The organism is Roseibium sp. (genome assembly GCF_965276855.1).
Classification (GTDB): domain Bacteria; phylum Pseudomonadota; class Alphaproteobacteria; order Rhizobiales; family Stappiaceae; genus Roseibium.
The window spans coordinates 1,066,848-1,081,382 of the sequence record NZ_OZ255700.1 but is presented as its reverse complement, the minus strand read 5'-3'; the positions used below and the strand labels follow the sequence as shown (position 1 = coordinate 1,081,382).

Here is a 14,535-nt window from a genome sequence, read left to right as displayed (position 1 = left end):
GCTGCAAATCCCGGCGAAATGCATCTCCAATTCGTCCACACGGCCTAGATCGCCGGGCGCATACGGGTCGGCGATGACTTCGGCAGATCGCTTTTGGCGAGCAGGTATTTGAGTTGGGTCAGCTCTTGATCAATGCCGAGGATCGTTCGGTGCAGAACGCTCTCCAGATAGCTTCCAGCCGGCGCATTTTCTCGGATGACGACCGCTCTGTCGCGGGCGCGCCGCAGAAACAGCATCATGGTTTCCAGCTCGCCGGCCGTCGGTTTGGCGAGCTGTGGAGGTGTTTTGGGAGGCACCGTGTCCTCCAGGTCCTGCGGCTCATGCCCATCTGCTGCCAAAGGTGGCGCGGCCTTTTTCAGCTCAAAATACGTGTCCTGATATGGCATCAGAATCCTCAATGTTCCTATTTTGTTCCAATTTAATTCAACGCCTCAACAGATGCAAGACATTCAAATTCGCAGTTATCGAATGCTGGGGCTGGGGCTGGGGCAGGGGCGCGGGGCAGCAAGCCTCAGAATTGACACTCCGGCCAAGTGGACCGGCGAATTTTTCCCGGCCTGTCCGGAAGTCACTTGACCGCACTTGCCTAGATAGTTACAAGTGCAACTAATTTGACAGGGCATGATCCCGGGAGGATGCGATTATGAACAAGGTCGATCACAAGCAAGTTGCCGGCGACGGCGGCAAGTCGTTGTCCAACGAGCTCCAGTATATGCCGGGTTTCGGCAATGATTTTGAGACCGAAGTCCTGCCGGGCGCGCTGCCGCAAGGCATGAACAGCCCGCAGAAATGCGCCTATGGGCTTTATGGCGAGCAGTTGTCCGGTACCGCCTTCACAGCGCCAAGCCATCAAAACGAGCGGACCTGGTGTTACCGCATCCGGCCGTCGGTCAAGCATACCAGCCGGTTTCAGAAAATCGACCTTCCTTATTGGAAAAGCGCGCCAAACGTCTGCGAAGATGTCATTTCTCTCGGCCAATACCGCTGGGATCCGGTTCCGCACGCCGATGAGGGCCTGAATTGGCTGACCGGCATGCGCACGATGACGACGGCCGGTGATGTGAACACCCAGGTCGGCATGGCAACGCATATCTATCTTGCGACCCAGTCGATGGAAAATGAGTACTTCTTCTCTGCTGACAGTGAACTCCTGGTCGTTCCCCAGGAAGGCATTCTTCGCTTCTACACCGAGCTTGGCATTATCGAGCTGGAGCCAAAAGAAATCGCCATTCTGCCGCGCGGTCTGGTCTATCGGGTCGAGGTGGTGGAAGGTCCTGCACGCGGGTTCGTCTGCGAGAACTATGGCCAGAAATTTGAGCTTCCGGGCCGTGGCCCGATCGGCGCCAACTGCATGGCCAACCGCCGGGACTTCAAGACGCCGGTCGCCTGGTATGAAGACAAGGAAGTGCCGAGCAAGGTCACTGTGAAATGGTGCGGCCAGTTCCACGAGACCAAGATCGGCCATTCGCCGCTCGATGTGGTGGCCTGGCACGGCAATTACGCACCGGTGAAATATGACCTTAGGACCTATTGCCCGGTCGGGGCGATCCTGTTTGACCATCCGGACCCGTCGATCTTCACCGTCTTGACCGCACCGTCCGGCGTGCCAGGAACGGCCAACATCGACTTCGTTTTGTTCCGGGAGCGCTGGATGGTGGCCGAAAACACCTTCCGCCCGCCCTGGTATCACAAGAACATCATGTCCGAGCTGATGGGCAACATCTACGGTCAGTACGATGCCAAGCCACAGGGCTTCGTGCCGGGCGGCATGAGCCTTCACAACATGATGCTGCCGCATGGACCGGACAACGATGCCTTTGAAGGGGCATCCAATGCGGACCTGAAGGCCGAAAAGCTCGACAATACGATGTCCTTCATGTTCGAGACCCGCTTCCCGCAACACCTGACCGAATATGCCGCGAAGGACGCACCGTTGCAGGACAATTACATCGACTGCTGGGACAGCCTGGAGAAGAAATTCGACGGCACGCCGGAAGGCACCTGGGATAAGAAGTAACTGGCACTGTTTGCCGCCCCGGACTTGATCCGGGGCCTTCAGGGTTGGTCACGGATCACGTCCGGGATTGCTTTTTTTGACAAAAGCGCAGTTGTGGATGCTGGCAAGGAGTGTGTGGGTGCAGGGCAAAGCGGATATGGATGACCGTCTCGTCATTTTGGGCTCTAAGGGCGGGCCTGCGATCCGGCCGGGCGGGCCGTCGCCGACGAGTTCGTTGATCGAGATCGGCGGCCGGCGCTGTGTCATTGACTGTGGTCTCGGGGTGACCCGTGGCTTGGTCGATGCCGGGGTCTCCTTGAAAGAGCTGGACCTCATCTTCATCACGCACATGCACTCCGATCATGTTCTGGAGCTCGGGCCCTTGTTGCATACGGCCTGGACCAGCGGGCTGGCGCATAAGGTCAAGGTGTTCGGACCGGCCGACCTGATGGAGTATTGGGACGGTTTCCTGGCCTCCATGCGCTACGACATCGATCTGCGGATTGATGATGAAGGCCGCCCGGACCTGCGGGATCTGGTCGAAATCCACCTGCTGGCCGAAGGCGATGTGCCGCTTGACGACAGCGGTTTGGCGCTAAAAGCGCTGCGGGTTGATCACCCGCCGGTGGTCGATTGTTTTGCCTTGCGGTTAGATACGGAGGATTGGTCGGTGGTCTTTTCCGCTGACACGGCTTTCTTCCCGCCGCTCGCCGTCTTTGCCAAGGACTGCGATGTTCTGGTGCACGAGGCCATGCTTCAACGCGGGGTCGACAAAATCGTCGAGATCACGGGCAATGGCGACCGGCTGCGCGAACATTTGTGGGCAAGCCACACGATGGCGCCGGATGCTGCCAAGATTGCTGAAATGGCCCTGGCCAAGACCCTTCTCCTCAACCATTTGATCCCGGCGGATTTGCCCGGTTTCGAAGAGCAGGAGTGGTTGGAGGCAACAGAAACCTTTTCCGGGCAGACAATTGTCGGTCATGATGGATTGGTCATAACAAAATAGGCTTGGGGAGACGGATCCATGAAACTGGCAAGTTTGAAAGATGGTAGCCGGGACGGAAAACTGGTGGTGGTCAACGAACGGCTGACCTATTGCACGGATGCCAGTCACATTGCACCGACCCTGCAGGCCGCGCTCGACAATTGGGGCCATGTTGCGCCCAAGCTGCAGGTTCTTGCCGAAAGCCTCTCCCATGACGCCGTCCCAACCTTGCGCTTTCACGAACACGATGCCTTGTCGCCGTTGCCGCGCGCCTATCAGTGGGCCGACGGATCCGCTTATGTGAACCACGTCGAGCTGGTTCGCAAAGCCCGCGGCGCCAAGATGCCGGAGAGCTTCTGGACGGATCCACTGATGTATCAGGGCGGCTCCGATACGTTTATCGCGCCGCGCGATCCGATCAGAATGCGTGACGAAGCCTATGGCATCGACATGGAAGGCGAGATCGCCGTCATCACCGGTGATGTGCCGATGGGTGTGAGTGCTGAAGAGGCCCTGTCCCATGTCAAGCTGGTGCTGCTCGTCAACGATGTCTCTTTGCGGGGGCTGATCCCGGGCGAACTGGGCAAAGGCTTTGGCTTCTTCCAGTCAAAACCGTCCTCGGCCTTTTCGCCTGTTGCTGTGACGCCGGATGAATTGGGCGAGGCCTGGAAAGACGGCAAGCTGCATCTGCCGCTGCATGTCGACCTCAACGGTCAGCCCTTTGGCCGGGCGGAAGGAGGCATCGACATGACCTTTGATTTCGGCCAGTTGATCGCCCATGCGGCCAAGACACGGGCGCTCAGCGCGGGCACGATCATCGGGTCCGGCACGGTCTCCAACAAACTGAACGGTGGTCCGGGCAAATCGCTCTCCGATGGTGGGGCAGGTTACTCCTGCATTGCGGAACTGCGCATGATCGAGACCATCGAAGATGGTGAGGCGAAAACACCGTTCCTCAAATTCGGTGACACCATCCGCATCGAGATGCTGGACGGGGACGGGCACACCATTTTCGGCGCTATTGAACAGACAGTGGAACAGGCTGGCTAGCGCGCCACCAAGTAGCCGGGCCACCTCCGGCAATGACGGACAAACAAACCGCAGCGACGGGTAAACAGCATGAGCAAGCAATTCGCCTCTGTCGGCGACATGGAAGAAAAGAAAATCACGTTTGAAGAGATCGGCAAGGATCTTTGGGCGTTTACCGCCGAGGGTGACCCGAACACCGGCGTGATCATTGGCGATGACAGCGTCATGATCATCGAGGCGCAGGCGACACCGGCGCTGGCGGGCAAGGTCATCGAAAAGGTCCGCTCCGTCACCGACAAGCCGATCAGTCATCTGGTCTTGACCCACTATCATGCCGTCCGGGTTCTGGGAGCTGCGGCCTATCAGGCACCGAACATCATCATGAGCCAGAAGGCGCGGTCCATGGTTGTGGAGCGTGGTGCGGAAGACCGGGAATCGGAATTCATGCGCTTCCCGCGCCTGTTCATGGGCTATGAAAATGTCGCCGACATTCCGCCGCTCACCTGGCCGACGACCACATTCAACGACCGCATGACCGTTTATCTGGGCAAACGCCGGGTGGATCTCAGCTTCCTGGGCCGGGCGCATACGGCTGGTGACATCGTCATTCATGTGCCGGACGAAAACGTCATGTTCACCGGCGATATCGTTGAGTATCACTCGGCGTGTTATTGCGGCGACGGTCATTTCAACGACTGGCCGAAAACACTGGAAGCGATCCGCGCCTATGACGTTGAAGCGATTGCACCGGGCCGCGGCGATGCATTGGTCGGCAAGGAAATGGTCGGCAAAGCACTGACGAACACCGCCGACTTTGTAACCTCCACCTACAAGCCGGTCGCCCGGATTGCGCAGGGCGGTGGAACCTTGAAAGAGGCTTGGGACGCCTGCCGCGCCGAATGCGATCCGAAGTTCAAGGACTATGCGATCTACGAACACTGCCTGCCGTTCAACGTGGCGCGCGCTTACGACGAGGCGCTGGGCATCGACACGCCGCGCATCTGGACCGCAGAACGCGACGCAAAGATGTGGGCGGACCTGCAGGGATAATTAACCCAGCCAAACATTTCTGCTGTCCCGGCCTTGAGCCGGGACCAGACGCATCAAGACCCCGGCTCAGGGCCGGGGAGGCCTTTTCGAGAACTGAGTTTCTGTAACCATTCCTTGGCCAGACATGGCTCTAGAGGGCCACGAAAATTAGAAATCGCAGCAGGGAGGAGAACCTGTGACCAAATTGTTCGAAGTGCCGCTTTATCCCTATAAGTGGTCCCCCGATCAGGAAACGTCTGCGCCAGTGCGCCATCCGGTGGTGATCATTGGCGCAGGCCCGGTCGGCCTTGCGATGGCCATTGATCTGGCCCAGCAGGACATTCCGGTTGTCATCCTCGACGACAATGACAAGGTCAGCGTCGGCTCTCGCGCGATTTGTTTTTCGAAACGATCTCTTGAGATCCTTGACCGCTACGGTTGCGGCGATCAGATGGTCGACAAGGGCGTGGTCTGGAGCCATGGCCGGGTCTTTTTTGGTGACCGTCAGGTCTACAATTTCGACCTCTTGCCAGAGGAAGGGCACAAACGCCCGGCCTTCATCAATCTTCAGCAATACTACTGCGAACTTTATCTGGTGGAGCGTCTGCGCGCCCTTCAGCAGGAAGGCAAGCCGGTCGACATTCGCGGCGGCAACAAGGTCGCCTCCATCGATCAGATGGACGATCACGCCTCGCTGATCATCGACACCCAGGATGGTGCCTACCGGATCGAGGCGGATTGGCTGATCGCCTGTGATGGCGCGGGTTCCCCGTCGCGCCGGATGCTGGATCTGGACTTTGTCGGCCGGGTGTTTGAGGACAACTTCCTGATTGCCGACGTGATCATGAAGGCGGACTTCCCGACCGAGCGCTGGTTCTGGTTCGACCCGCCGTTCAACAAGGACCAGTCCGCGCTCTTGCACAAACAGCCGGACGGCGTTTGGCGGATCGACCTGCAGCTCGGCTGGGACATCGACAAGGAAGAAGAAAAGAAGCCGGAAAACGTCATCCCGCGTCTCAAGCAGATGCTCGGCGAAGACGTGGAGTTCGATCTGGAATGGGTGTCGATCTACACCTTCCAGTGCCGCCGCATGGAAAAATTCCGCCATGGCCGGGTGATCTTTGCCGGCGATGCCGCGCACCAAGTATCACCGTTCGGGGCGCGCGGCGCAAACTCCGGCTTTCAAGATACCGACAATCTCGGCTGGAAACTGAAACTTGTTCTGGAAGGCAAGGCGCCCGAAAGCCTTCTGGACAGCTATGGGCTGGAACGCGAATGGGCTGCGGATGAAAACATCTTGCAAAGCTCCCGTTCAACCGACTTCATCACGCCGAAATCGGAAATGAGCCGGATCTTCCGCGATGCGGTTCTGGATCTGTCCGAAAGTTATGAATTCGCCCGCCCTCTGGTGAATTCCGGACGCCTGTCAGTGCCGTGCGTCTATGAAACGTCACCATTGAACAGCCACGATGTCGACGGCTTGCCGGCCCGCACACGGCCCGGCAGTCCAGCGGCGGACGCGCCGGTTGGCGAGGAGTGGCTGTCGGACCGGCTGGGCGATGGGTTCAAGTTGTTCGCGTTGGGCCTCGAGATCCCGCAGAACTCCGACATTGCCGGACTTTCCGTTGAGGGGATTTTTGTTGCGGACGGCGACATCGGTGCAGAGCTTCGGTCCCGGTATCTGGGCGATGCCGGCACCGCGATTTATCTGATGCGGCCGGATCAGCATGTGGCTGCGCGCTGGACAACGCTGGATTGGGCACAGATTGAAACAGCCTTGAACCGGGCGATCGGAAAAGGGGAGTCGGCCTGATGACAGCGCATATCACCAAGGCACAACTGCGCCACCCGGACGACTTTTACGCAGACCTTTTGGAGGCCCACGAGGGGCTCTCAAAGGCCGAAAGCGATGCCTTCAATGCCCGGCTTATTCTCTTGATGGCCAACCGCATCGGCGATCCGGACGAGCTGAAAACCCTTCTGAAGGCCGCTGCCAGAACCAAACATCCAGAATAGCCGGATTTGTGATGGCCTGGCCTTACTACCGCCCCGGCCCGGAGCCGGGGCCATTGCCACCGTGGTCCCGGATCAGGTCCGGGACGGCACCGCGAGTATGGTTCCGCGATACTCATTTCAAAAAGAAGTTTTACCGCGCCGCCTTCGCGCGGTAGGGAACAATGCCGCGTTCGCGGCTGTCGATGAACGGGGTCGTGTTGATCGCCGGGAAGGCGCGTTGATCGCAGTTGTCGCGCGGGCAAATCCGGCAGTTGACGCCGAGAGGCTCCGGCTCCGCGCGATCGTCAAGCGCCAACCCGTCCGCATAAACAATTGCATCGGCATATTGAGCTTCGCAGCCGAAACCGAGCGCGTAGCGCCGGGCCTGGGTCTTATAGTCCGTGGTAAGTTTCGTGACGCTGGTGGCGACACACAGGTATTTCACGCCATCCGGCATCTGGGCGATCTGCGAGATGAATTTGTCGGTCGTTTGCTCAAACGCCTGATGCACATTCCAGCGCGGGCAGGAGCCGCCAAAACGGGCAAATTGAAACCGGGTGGCGCTGTGGCGTTTGACGACATTGCCGGCCCGGTCGATCTTGACGAAGTAAAACGGAATGCCCTTGGAGCCGGCCCGCTGCAGGGTTGAAAGCCGGTGGCAAATCTGCTCGATGCTGGCGTCCATCTGGTGTGACAGCCGCTGAATGTCATGACGGCTTGCAGCGGCGGCCTCAAGGAAGGCCTCGTAGGGTAAGAGCAGCGATCCGGCGAAAAAATTTCGGAGAGCCAGCCGGGCGATGCTTTCCGCCGATTGGGTGCGGAAACGGGCATCCGCCACTTCTGACGTTAGGATGTCCTTGGCATAGAGCTCCGCAATGACGGAGCCAAGCAGGAAGGATTTTGAGCTGTCCGGTACGGACCGGTGGATGGAAATTCGGCGCTCGAACTCATTGTGCCGGATGAGCGCTGCGTCCTCGGCACCATGCTGTTCCACGGTGATGCTGTAGGTGTCATAGAGCCAGTCGGTGAGGGCGGTGAGCTTCGGCGTGTCCGCAAGAAGATTGATCTTGATTGCGAGCTGTTCTGCAGCCCGGTCGATCGCATCGACATAATTGTCCTGATAGTGGAAGTAGTCTCGGACCTCCTCGTAGGCCGATTTGCTGATGCTGCTGGTTCCATCGTCCGATGCATTCATCTGGAGAAGATCATCCTCGCCAGCATCTTTTTCATGATAGGCGCGCATGGTGCCGTACATGTCCATGATCGCGCGGGCGGCTTCCGGGGCCCGGGTTGCCAATTCATGCAGGTCCTGTTTGCTGATGCGCGTGCCATGAAACCGGGTGTCTGCAAAAATTTCTTCCAGGTCCTGCGTCATCCGGTCGAGGTCGTTTTCCTCAAACGCAGCAAGGTCGGTGCCAAACACCCGGTAGATGGCCAGAAGCATAGAGGCCGTGACTGGCCGGTTGTTGTTTTCGATCTGGTTGATGTAGGGCGTTGAAAGCCCGAGCTTTTTTGCGAACTCCACTTGCGACAGGCCCGTGTCCGCACGGACCTGGCGCAGGGTGTGGCCGGAGTAGAGGTTCTTCTGCAAAACACGCTTCCTCAAATTGCAAATAATTAGCTATTAGCAATACTCAAGTTAACATTTTACAATTCGCTTGTCCTGCACAAAACTGCGTACAACCTCTTAGCCAGAGAAGAAGTGGACCCAGACATGACAGCCCATTTTGCGCTCCATTCGACCCGGGACCTGTTGCGGCGCGCACGGCCGCTCCCGAGCACTCTCGAGCCGACAGAAAACATCCTGGACGGCGTCACGCCGCGCCAGCTGGAAATCATGATGAAGCTCTGCGAGGGCAAGGTGAATAAGCAGATCGCTTATGAGCTGGGTGTCACCACCGCGACGGTCAAGGCGCATATCCGCTTTGCCATCAAGCGTCTGGGCGCCAAGAACCGGGTCCATGCCGTGGCCATGGTCGCCGCCAACGCGGCGCTGCACCGCCCGCAGCAAGCCGCCGAAATGGGCCTCTGCGCTTAATAAGAGGCGCTATCCCGGACGATGCATAGCGAAGATCTGGGATTCTCTCGTTCCCAGAGCACTTCGGAAAGAAAAGCGACGGCTGCGGCCAGTTGCCATGAGTGCAGATCCCCGCATAAAGCGGGGATGACCGTCGAGGTGAATGCGCGCGTCTAGAACGAGAATTTGAGCTTTGTCTGGAGCGTGTAGTTCCAGGAATCCCCATACTTGTACTGCGTGGTCGCGCCGGAAGTGGACGCGAGGTTTGTGAGATCGCCGGTGCCGGAGGTCTTGTAGGTCGCAGCCGTACCGATGGTAAGTTCGGCATGTTTGTCGAGCTGAATGGCCGTTCCGATCCCAAAGGAATAGGTGTCGGAATAGGATTGGCCGATGCCCCGGTCCCATTGGACCGTTGAGCCCACTTTCAGCCAGTCATTGACCTTGTGAGCAAGCCCGGCACGTATCGTCCAGCCGTCGTCATAGCCAAGGAAACGGTTGACCACCGTGCTGCCCGCCGGGTTCTGAACCGTTAGATCCTGCAGTTTGGACCAGTCCACCCACTTCACACCGAAGGTTGCCAGCCAGTCCGGCGCGATCCCTGTTTGCAAATTGAACTCCAGCGACTGCGGCATGGTCACGGAGGCAAAGCTGTCGAAGCTGGTCACTCCTGTGACCTCTGTTCCCCCGGCCAGGTCCACATCAATGGCGGAATCGTAGATCAGGCTCGCCCGGACAGCATATTGCGGGATCTCGTAAGAGGCTCCGACCCGCCAGCCGACGCCGGGATCGTCCGAGCGGACATCCAGCCGGGTCGGAAAATCGACATAGGTGGACGGGGGGATAAAAGCGCCATAGGACAGATTGTCGGTCCGGTATCGCAGATATAGCAGGTTCGCTCCGGCAATCGCCCGAACATAATGACCGTCGCCGACCTGAAACTTATAGGCACAGGTTCCATTAAATGCCTTGCCGGAGGCCGAGGTCCTGGTCAGCGAGAACCGGCCCTGCCATTCCTGATTAAGGTCTTCCTCAATCTGGTACGGGTCATTGGTCCGCGCCATGCAGTCAAGTTGATCGGTCAGCCGGAATTTTGCGGCAAACTGGTAGTTCCAGATGTTGGGTGTCGCCCGGCTTTTGACCGGTCCCCCCACCACCGGGCGGCCTGCTACTTCTGCGTTGGTCACTTCATAGTCGACGTTGCGGTCGACCGCCTTGGTGGTGGCCTCGAATGCAAACCGGCTGTTGTCAAACAACAGCTCGTTCGAGCCGACGCCAAGCGTGTCCCAGCCGCCGGCATATGCTGGCGAAAGACAACAGAAAACCGTTCCGCCAATCATGAGATTGGCGGTCCATACTTTGAGAGTGCCCATTATTTCCCCTCCACGAGTGATGCACACGCCCGGTTTGGCTGTTGTTTGCGGGCGCTGCCTTGTGCGCCGCGCATCTGCGGCGGTGGTTTTGCTGCGGTCACAAACCGTTCAGTGTGGCGCGCCTCCCTCAGCTTTTGCCGCAGGCGGCAGGATCGTGCGTTCCATCAGGTGGCGGTAAAGCTGCGGCGACAGACGGTTGATCAGGTGTGACAGGCGCGCCACACGGCCGATCGGAATGAAGGTTTTCCGCCGCACAAGTCCGCGGTAAAGAATGCGCGCTGCGTCCTCCGGCGCGAGCGCATCGACCTGATCCGCGGCTGAACCCGGGCGCGCGAGGCCACCTTGGGGTTCGCTGCGCGCACCGGTGTTGGTGGCAATGAAACTTGGCGCGGCGATCAGGCACGCAACCCCATGCACTGCTTCCTCAGAGCGCAGCGATTTGAAGAAGCCCTCCAGCGCATGTTTGCTGCCGGCATAGGCTGTGCGCAGCGCCAGCGGGCAAAACCCGGCGACAGATGAAATCGCCAAATGCGTTCCGGTAGAGCGGCGCAAATCCGGGCCGAACTCCTTGGCCATGGCAACGGCCCCGAAATAGTTCACCTCGAAAACCCTGCGGTGATCCTCAAGCGCCTGTGTGGTGAAGGGGCCGATATGGGTAACCCCGGCGTTGTAAACGACCAGATCGATGGACGGGCGTTCGGACCGGATCTGCCGGGCGGCGTCAGCCAGTTGACCGGCATCGGTGATGTCACAGGACAGTGCAAGCGTGTCTGGAACCGCTGACAACGCGTCCAGGTCCGGTCCGGGCAGGTTGAGCATGACCGTGAACCAGCCATGCTGGCGCAGAACGGTGCCAAAGGCTTGGCCCAGTCCCCCGGCGCCTCCCGATATGACCGCTGTCGGCCTCATAACCCGGCCTCCCGGCTCCAATAGTCAAACACCTCGGCGCTGGTCATCTGCGGCGTGTAGCCGAATTCGGTTTTCAGCGCGGTGTTGTCGAGAACCGGTCGGAATTGCAGAAACCGGACCTGTTCCGCGCCAAACCGGGAAAGGCCCAGTGGCTGCGCTATTGCCAGTGCGGATTTGACCAGGGATGCGGGAATCCGGATCAGCGGTTTTTTCAGGCGGGCAGCCAGATCGCTCATGGAGAGGGTACCATCGCCCGCCACGTTGTAGATGCCCGGCGGACCGACGGTTGCTGCCCGTTCCAGGATGCGCGCAAGATCCTCGGTCCAGATGAAAACAAACGGACTGTCACTGCCGCAAAGACCCATCAGCCGCGGTTTGCGGAACAGCGAGGTAATTTGGTTTTCTACACCGGCTCCAAGAACCGTGCAGACCCTCAAAATCACCTGTTCCAGATACGGCGCCTGTCTGCGGGCCTCGGCCAGCACCTGCTCGGCCTGACGCTTGTGGTCGGAATAGGCAAATTCCGGATTGCCGCGCAGCGGATCCGTTTCTGTCAACCAGTCCGGATTGTCCGCATGATAGCCATAGGCCGCGCCGGAGGACGTGACGACCAGCCGCCTGACCTTCGCCGCAATGCAGGCATCGACCACATTGCGTGTGCCAATGACATCTACCTCATAGGCGAGTTGCCGGTCCTTCGGTTCCAGAATCGATGCGAGGTGAATGACGGCATCGGGTCTGTCTTCTGTGATGATCTCTAACGGGTCGCGGCCGCGCACATCCATTTTACGCCAGAGGGTTCCAGTCGGCAGCGACGGCCTTGACCCGATGTCCGTCGCAATCACGTCGTGTCCGCTGCGCACGAGCATTTCGACCAGCCTTTGACCGATCATGCCCGCAGCGCCCGTGATCAGGATCCGGCTCATCTTGCGGCCACCGTGCGGGAAAACCACTTGGCGAGCGCCAGCCCTGAGACCGCATGCCAGATGCCCCAGAAGGCGGCAACAACCGCCATGCCGCCGAGCCCGTGGAAAAAGCCGAAGATCAGGATCAGGCCGAGGCCGGAGTTTTGGATGCCTGTTTCGATGGATATCGCCCGCCGGTCATAGGGGGATAGCCCAGCAAGGGTGGCAACCATGTACCCTCCAAGAAGGGCAATGCCATTGTGGGCTATGACCAGCGGGACGATATCCGGCCCGAATGCGCCCAGGAATTCCCAGTTTCCATAAAGCGCAATACAGATGAACGACATGAAGATCGTCATGGACAGCATCTGCAACGGTTTGCGCAAATGCCAGGCGAGCTGCGGCAGATTGCGGTTGACCAGCATGCCGAGCGCGAGCGGTAAAACCAGCATTAGGCTGACGGTCGCGGCCACCTGCACGGGGTCGATGGCAACGGAGGTCATGAAGGCGCGGCTTGGGCCGTACAGACTGCCCCAGAAGGCGATGTTGAGCGGTGTGAAGAGCACCGTCCCAATGGTGGTGAAGGCGGTCAGTGACACCGCGAGCGCCGCGTTGCCGCCCGCCCTGTGCGTGATGTAATTGGAGATGTTGCCACCCGGGCAAGCCGCCACCAGGATCAGCCCCAGCGCGACTGACCCTTGGGGGCGGGCGGCCAGTACCAGCAAAAAGGTGAGGGCGGGAAGAACGACGAACTGTGACAGGATCCCGGTTACGAACGGCTTTGGGGTGCGCAAAAGCGCCCGGAAATCGTTGGGCGTGATGTCGAGGGCGACCGCAAACATCACGATCGCGAGCACGCCATTCAGGATCAGCATGCTGTCCGGGGAAAAGTTCAGAACAGCTGCGTCGATGTTGGTCATCGGGCAGCCTCTTTCAGGGCCGCGATCCTCTGCGTGACAGAGGTCCGGTAAGTTTTCTTGTCGACGTAATAGGCCATCCGGGCGAGCTTCAGGTAATTGACCCCGCCGGTTTCCCGCTGGAAGCCGTTGGCCTTGTAGCGTTTGATGTTGTCCGCTTCCCGGTTCCCGGTCTGAAGCCCTGCGATGTAACGCGCAACCAGTTCGGCCTGTTCATGCCGCCCTTGCCACCCAAGGCCCGTCGCCTCGACCATGCCGAGCACGAAGAGATCATCGCGCTGCGGGTGCATGCAGTTGAGATAAAGGCTCGGCGCGGCCCCGGTCCAGTTGAGCAAGTCTTTTGAAATGAACGGATAGTCGAGCACATAGCCGGTCGCGGTGACGATCATGTCGTAATCCGCAGCGCTGCCGTCGGCAAAATGCACCGTGTTGCCGTCCAACCGGTCGATATCGGGGCGGATTTTCAAGTCGCCATGTCCGGCGTGGAACAGGATCAGCGAATTGACCACCGGATGGCTTTCATAAAGCTTGTAGTCCGGCTTCGGGAACCCGTAGCGCTGCGGGTTTCCGGCAAACCAGTTGAGCACCACGCCGTCGATCTTGCGGCGGAGCCACATCGGCAGGCTGGTTGTGCGCCCAAGCGTGTCGGCCGGTTTGCCGAAGACGTATTTCGGCACGAAGTAATAGCCCCGGCGCATGGAGAGGTCCGTGCTTTTTGCATGATGGATGGCATCGACGGCGATGTCGCAGCCGGAGTTCCCGGCACCGACGATCAGGACCCGCTTGCCATCGAACTGGGTGGCGGACTTGTATTTCGCCGCGTGGATGAGCTCGCCGGAAAAGTTGCCCTTGAATTTGGGCATGTTGGGGGTCGAGAGTGTGCCGTTCGCAATCAGAAGGCCCTTGAAGACGGCTTCTTCTTGCCGGCCGTCCGGACCGCGCCAGGCAATACGCCAGCCCTTGCCCGACGGCCCGAGCGGCTCGGCTTTCACAACTTCGGTTTGGAAACGGTAGGATCCATAAAGATCGAAGTGGCGGGCAAAGGCCTGGAAATACTGCCGCATGTCGCGATGAGAGGGATAATCCGGTGTGTCCGGCGGCATTGGAAAATCGGCAAATTCCGTCATGGTCTTGGACGAAATCAGATGCGCGCTTTGATACATGGTCGAGCGCGGGCCGGTCATGTCCCAGACGCCGCCGACATCTGAATGCAGCTCAAACCCTTGAAAGGGAATTCCCTGTTCGCGCAAGACCTTGGCCATGGCAAGGCCCATAGGGCCCGCGCCGATCAGGGCATAGCTTTCCTGTGTGCTGGCGCATGGCGCCGCACCTGCTACTTGTGGCATGTTTCCTCCCAACCACGACAGTGGTATCGTTATA

At 59.3% G+C, this 14,535-nt stretch carries 14 protein-coding genes; 7 read left to right on the top strand and 7 right to left on the bottom strand.

The window, feature by feature from the left end:
* Positions 1 to 44: 44 nt before the first annotated feature.
* The gene (locus tag ACQY4Z_RS04995; protein ID WP_428527223.1) at positions 45 to 386 is read right to left on the bottom strand and encodes a hypothetical protein; all 342 of its coding nucleotides are present in this window, start codon (positions 384 to 386) and stop codon (positions 45 to 47) included.
* Between the two features lie 254 nt (positions 387 to 640).
* Here ACQY4Z_RS04995 and hmgA point away from each other — a divergent pair, with 254 nt between their 5' ends.
* The 6 genes from hmgA (at position 641) to ACQY4Z_RS04965 (ending at position 7,058) form a co-directional block, all read left to right on the top strand.
* On the top strand, positions 641 to 2,017 hold the full coding sequence (gene hmgA / locus ACQY4Z_RS04990) for a homogentisate 1,2-dioxygenase (protein WP_428529716.1): 1,377 nt from the start codon (positions 641 to 643) through the stop codon (positions 2,015 to 2,017).
* A gap of 136 nt (positions 2,018 to 2,153) precedes the next feature.
* Entirely contained in the window at positions 2,154 to 3,005 is an 852-nt protein-coding gene (locus ACQY4Z_RS04985) for an MBL fold metallo-hydrolase (protein ID WP_428529714.1), read from the top strand.
* Positions 3,006 to 3,023: 18 nt separating this feature from the next.
* Positions 3,024 to 4,034, top strand: coding sequence for a fumarylacetoacetate hydrolase family protein (locus tag ACQY4Z_RS04980; RefSeq protein ID WP_428527221.1), 1,011 nt, complete (start codon positions 3,024 to 3,026; stop codon positions 4,032 to 4,034).
* 69 nt (positions 4,035 to 4,103) lie between these two features.
* Positions 4,104 to 5,063: an MBL fold metallo-hydrolase gene (locus tag ACQY4Z_RS04975; RefSeq protein ID WP_428527219.1), complete on the top strand. Its 960-nt coding sequence runs from the start codon at positions 4,104 to 4,106 to the stop codon at positions 5,061 to 5,063.
* 175 nt (positions 5,064 to 5,238) lie between these two features.
* Complete coding sequence (locus ACQY4Z_RS04970) at positions 5,239 to 6,855, top strand: FAD-dependent oxidoreductase (protein WP_428527217.1); 1,617 nt, start codon at positions 5,239 to 5,241, stop codon at positions 6,853 to 6,855.
* On the top strand, positions 6,855 to 7,058 hold the full coding sequence (locus ACQY4Z_RS04965; RefSeq protein ID WP_428527215.1) for a DUF2783 domain-containing protein: 204 nt from the start codon (positions 6,855 to 6,857) through the stop codon (positions 7,056 to 7,058). Before ACQY4Z_RS04970 ends, ACQY4Z_RS04965 begins: the two co-directional genes overlap by 1 nt.
* A gap of 130 nt (positions 7,059 to 7,188) precedes the next feature.
* Here the strand turns inward: ACQY4Z_RS04965 and ACQY4Z_RS04960 are convergent, their stop codons facing one another.
* Complete coding sequence (locus tag ACQY4Z_RS04960) at positions 7,189 to 8,628, bottom strand: helix-turn-helix domain-containing protein (protein WP_428527213.1); 1,440 nt, start codon at positions 8,626 to 8,628, stop codon at positions 7,189 to 7,191.
* 123 nt (positions 8,629 to 8,751) lie between these two features.
* Between ACQY4Z_RS04960 and ACQY4Z_RS04955 the strand changes: the two genes are divergently transcribed.
* Positions 8,752 to 9,075, top strand: a complete 324-nt coding sequence (locus ACQY4Z_RS04955; RefSeq protein WP_133952884.1) for a helix-turn-helix domain-containing protein — start codon at positions 8,752 to 8,754, stop codon at positions 9,073 to 9,075.
* A 152-nt stretch (positions 9,076 to 9,227) separates the two neighbouring features.
* On the opposite strand, the gene ACQY4Z_RS04950 is transcribed toward ACQY4Z_RS04955, so the two are convergent.
* The 5 genes from ACQY4Z_RS04950 to ACQY4Z_RS04930 form a co-directional block, all read right to left on the bottom strand.
* Positions 9,228 to 10,424 (bottom strand): OmpP1/FadL family transporter, encoded by a 1,197-nt coding sequence (locus tag ACQY4Z_RS04950; RefSeq protein WP_428527210.1) that lies wholly within the window; start codon positions 10,422 to 10,424, stop codon positions 9,228 to 9,230.
* Between the two features lie 108 nt (positions 10,425 to 10,532).
* Positions 10,533 to 11,333 carry an SDR family NAD(P)-dependent oxidoreductase gene (locus ACQY4Z_RS04945; RefSeq protein ID WP_428527208.1) on the bottom strand — a complete coding sequence of 267 codons (801 nt, stop codon included), beginning with the start codon at positions 11,331 to 11,333 and terminating at the stop codon, positions 10,533 to 10,535.
* The gene (locus ACQY4Z_RS04940; RefSeq protein ID WP_428527206.1) at positions 11,330 to 12,259 is read right to left on the bottom strand and encodes an SDR family oxidoreductase; all 930 of its coding nucleotides are present in this window, start codon (positions 12,257 to 12,259) and stop codon (positions 11,330 to 11,332) included. Before ACQY4Z_RS04940 ends, ACQY4Z_RS04945 begins: the two co-directional genes overlap by 4 nt.
* Complete coding sequence (locus ACQY4Z_RS04935) at positions 12,256 to 13,158, bottom strand: bile acid:sodium symporter family protein (RefSeq protein ID WP_428527203.1); 903 nt, start codon at positions 13,156 to 13,158, stop codon at positions 12,256 to 12,258. The genes ACQY4Z_RS04940 and ACQY4Z_RS04935 overlap by 4 nt, the downstream gene beginning before the upstream one ends.
* Positions 13,155 to 14,501 carry a flavin-containing monooxygenase gene (locus ACQY4Z_RS04930; RefSeq protein ID WP_428527201.1) on the bottom strand — a complete coding sequence of 449 codons (1,347 nt, stop codon included), beginning with the start codon at positions 14,499 to 14,501 and terminating at the stop codon, positions 13,155 to 13,157. Before ACQY4Z_RS04930 ends, ACQY4Z_RS04935 begins: the two co-directional genes overlap by 4 nt.
* Positions 14,502 to 14,535 lie beyond the last annotated feature (34 nt).

Bases quoted from the DNA above. Each gene is read 5' to 3' on its own strand.
- ACQY4Z_RS04995 (WP_428527223.1), bottom strand. From the start codon at position 386: ATGCCATATCAGGACACGTATTTTGAGCTGAAAAAGGCCGCGCCACCT.
- ACQY4Z_RS04985 (WP_428529714.1), top strand. From the start codon at position 2,154: ATGGATGACCGTCTCGTCATTTTGGGCTCTAAGGGCGGGCCTGCGATC.
- ACQY4Z_RS04980 (WP_428527221.1), top strand. From the start codon at position 3,024: ATGAAACTGGCAAGTTTGAAAGATGGTAGCCGGGACGGAAAACTGGTG.
- ACQY4Z_RS04975 (WP_428527219.1), top strand. From the start codon at position 4,104: ATGAGCAAGCAATTCGCCTCTGTCGGCGACATGGAAGAAAAGAAAATC.
- ACQY4Z_RS04965 (WP_428527215.1), top strand. From the start codon at position 6,855: ATGACAGCGCATATCACCAAGGCACAACTGCGCCACCCGGACGACTTT.
- ACQY4Z_RS04955 (WP_133952884.1), top strand. From the start codon at position 8,752: ATGACAGCCCATTTTGCGCTCCATTCGACCCGGGACCTGTTGCGGCGC.
- ACQY4Z_RS04950 (WP_428527210.1), bottom strand. From the start codon at position 10,424: ATGGGCACTCTCAAAGTATGGACCGCCAATCTCATGATTGGCGGAACG.
- ACQY4Z_RS04945 (WP_428527208.1), bottom strand. From the start codon at position 11,333: ATGAGGCCGACAGCGGTCATATCGGGAGGCGCCGGGGGACTGGGCCAA.
- ACQY4Z_RS04940 (WP_428527206.1), bottom strand. From the start codon at position 12,259: ATGAGCCGGATCCTGATCACGGGCGCTGCGGGCATGATCGGTCAAAGG.
- ACQY4Z_RS04935 (WP_428527203.1), bottom strand. From the start codon at position 13,158: ATGACCAACATCGACGCAGCTGTTCTGAACTTTTCCCCGGACAGCATG.
- ACQY4Z_RS04930 (WP_428527201.1), bottom strand. From the start codon at position 14,501: ATGCCACAAGTAGCAGGTGCGGCGCCATGCGCCAGCACACAGGAAAGC.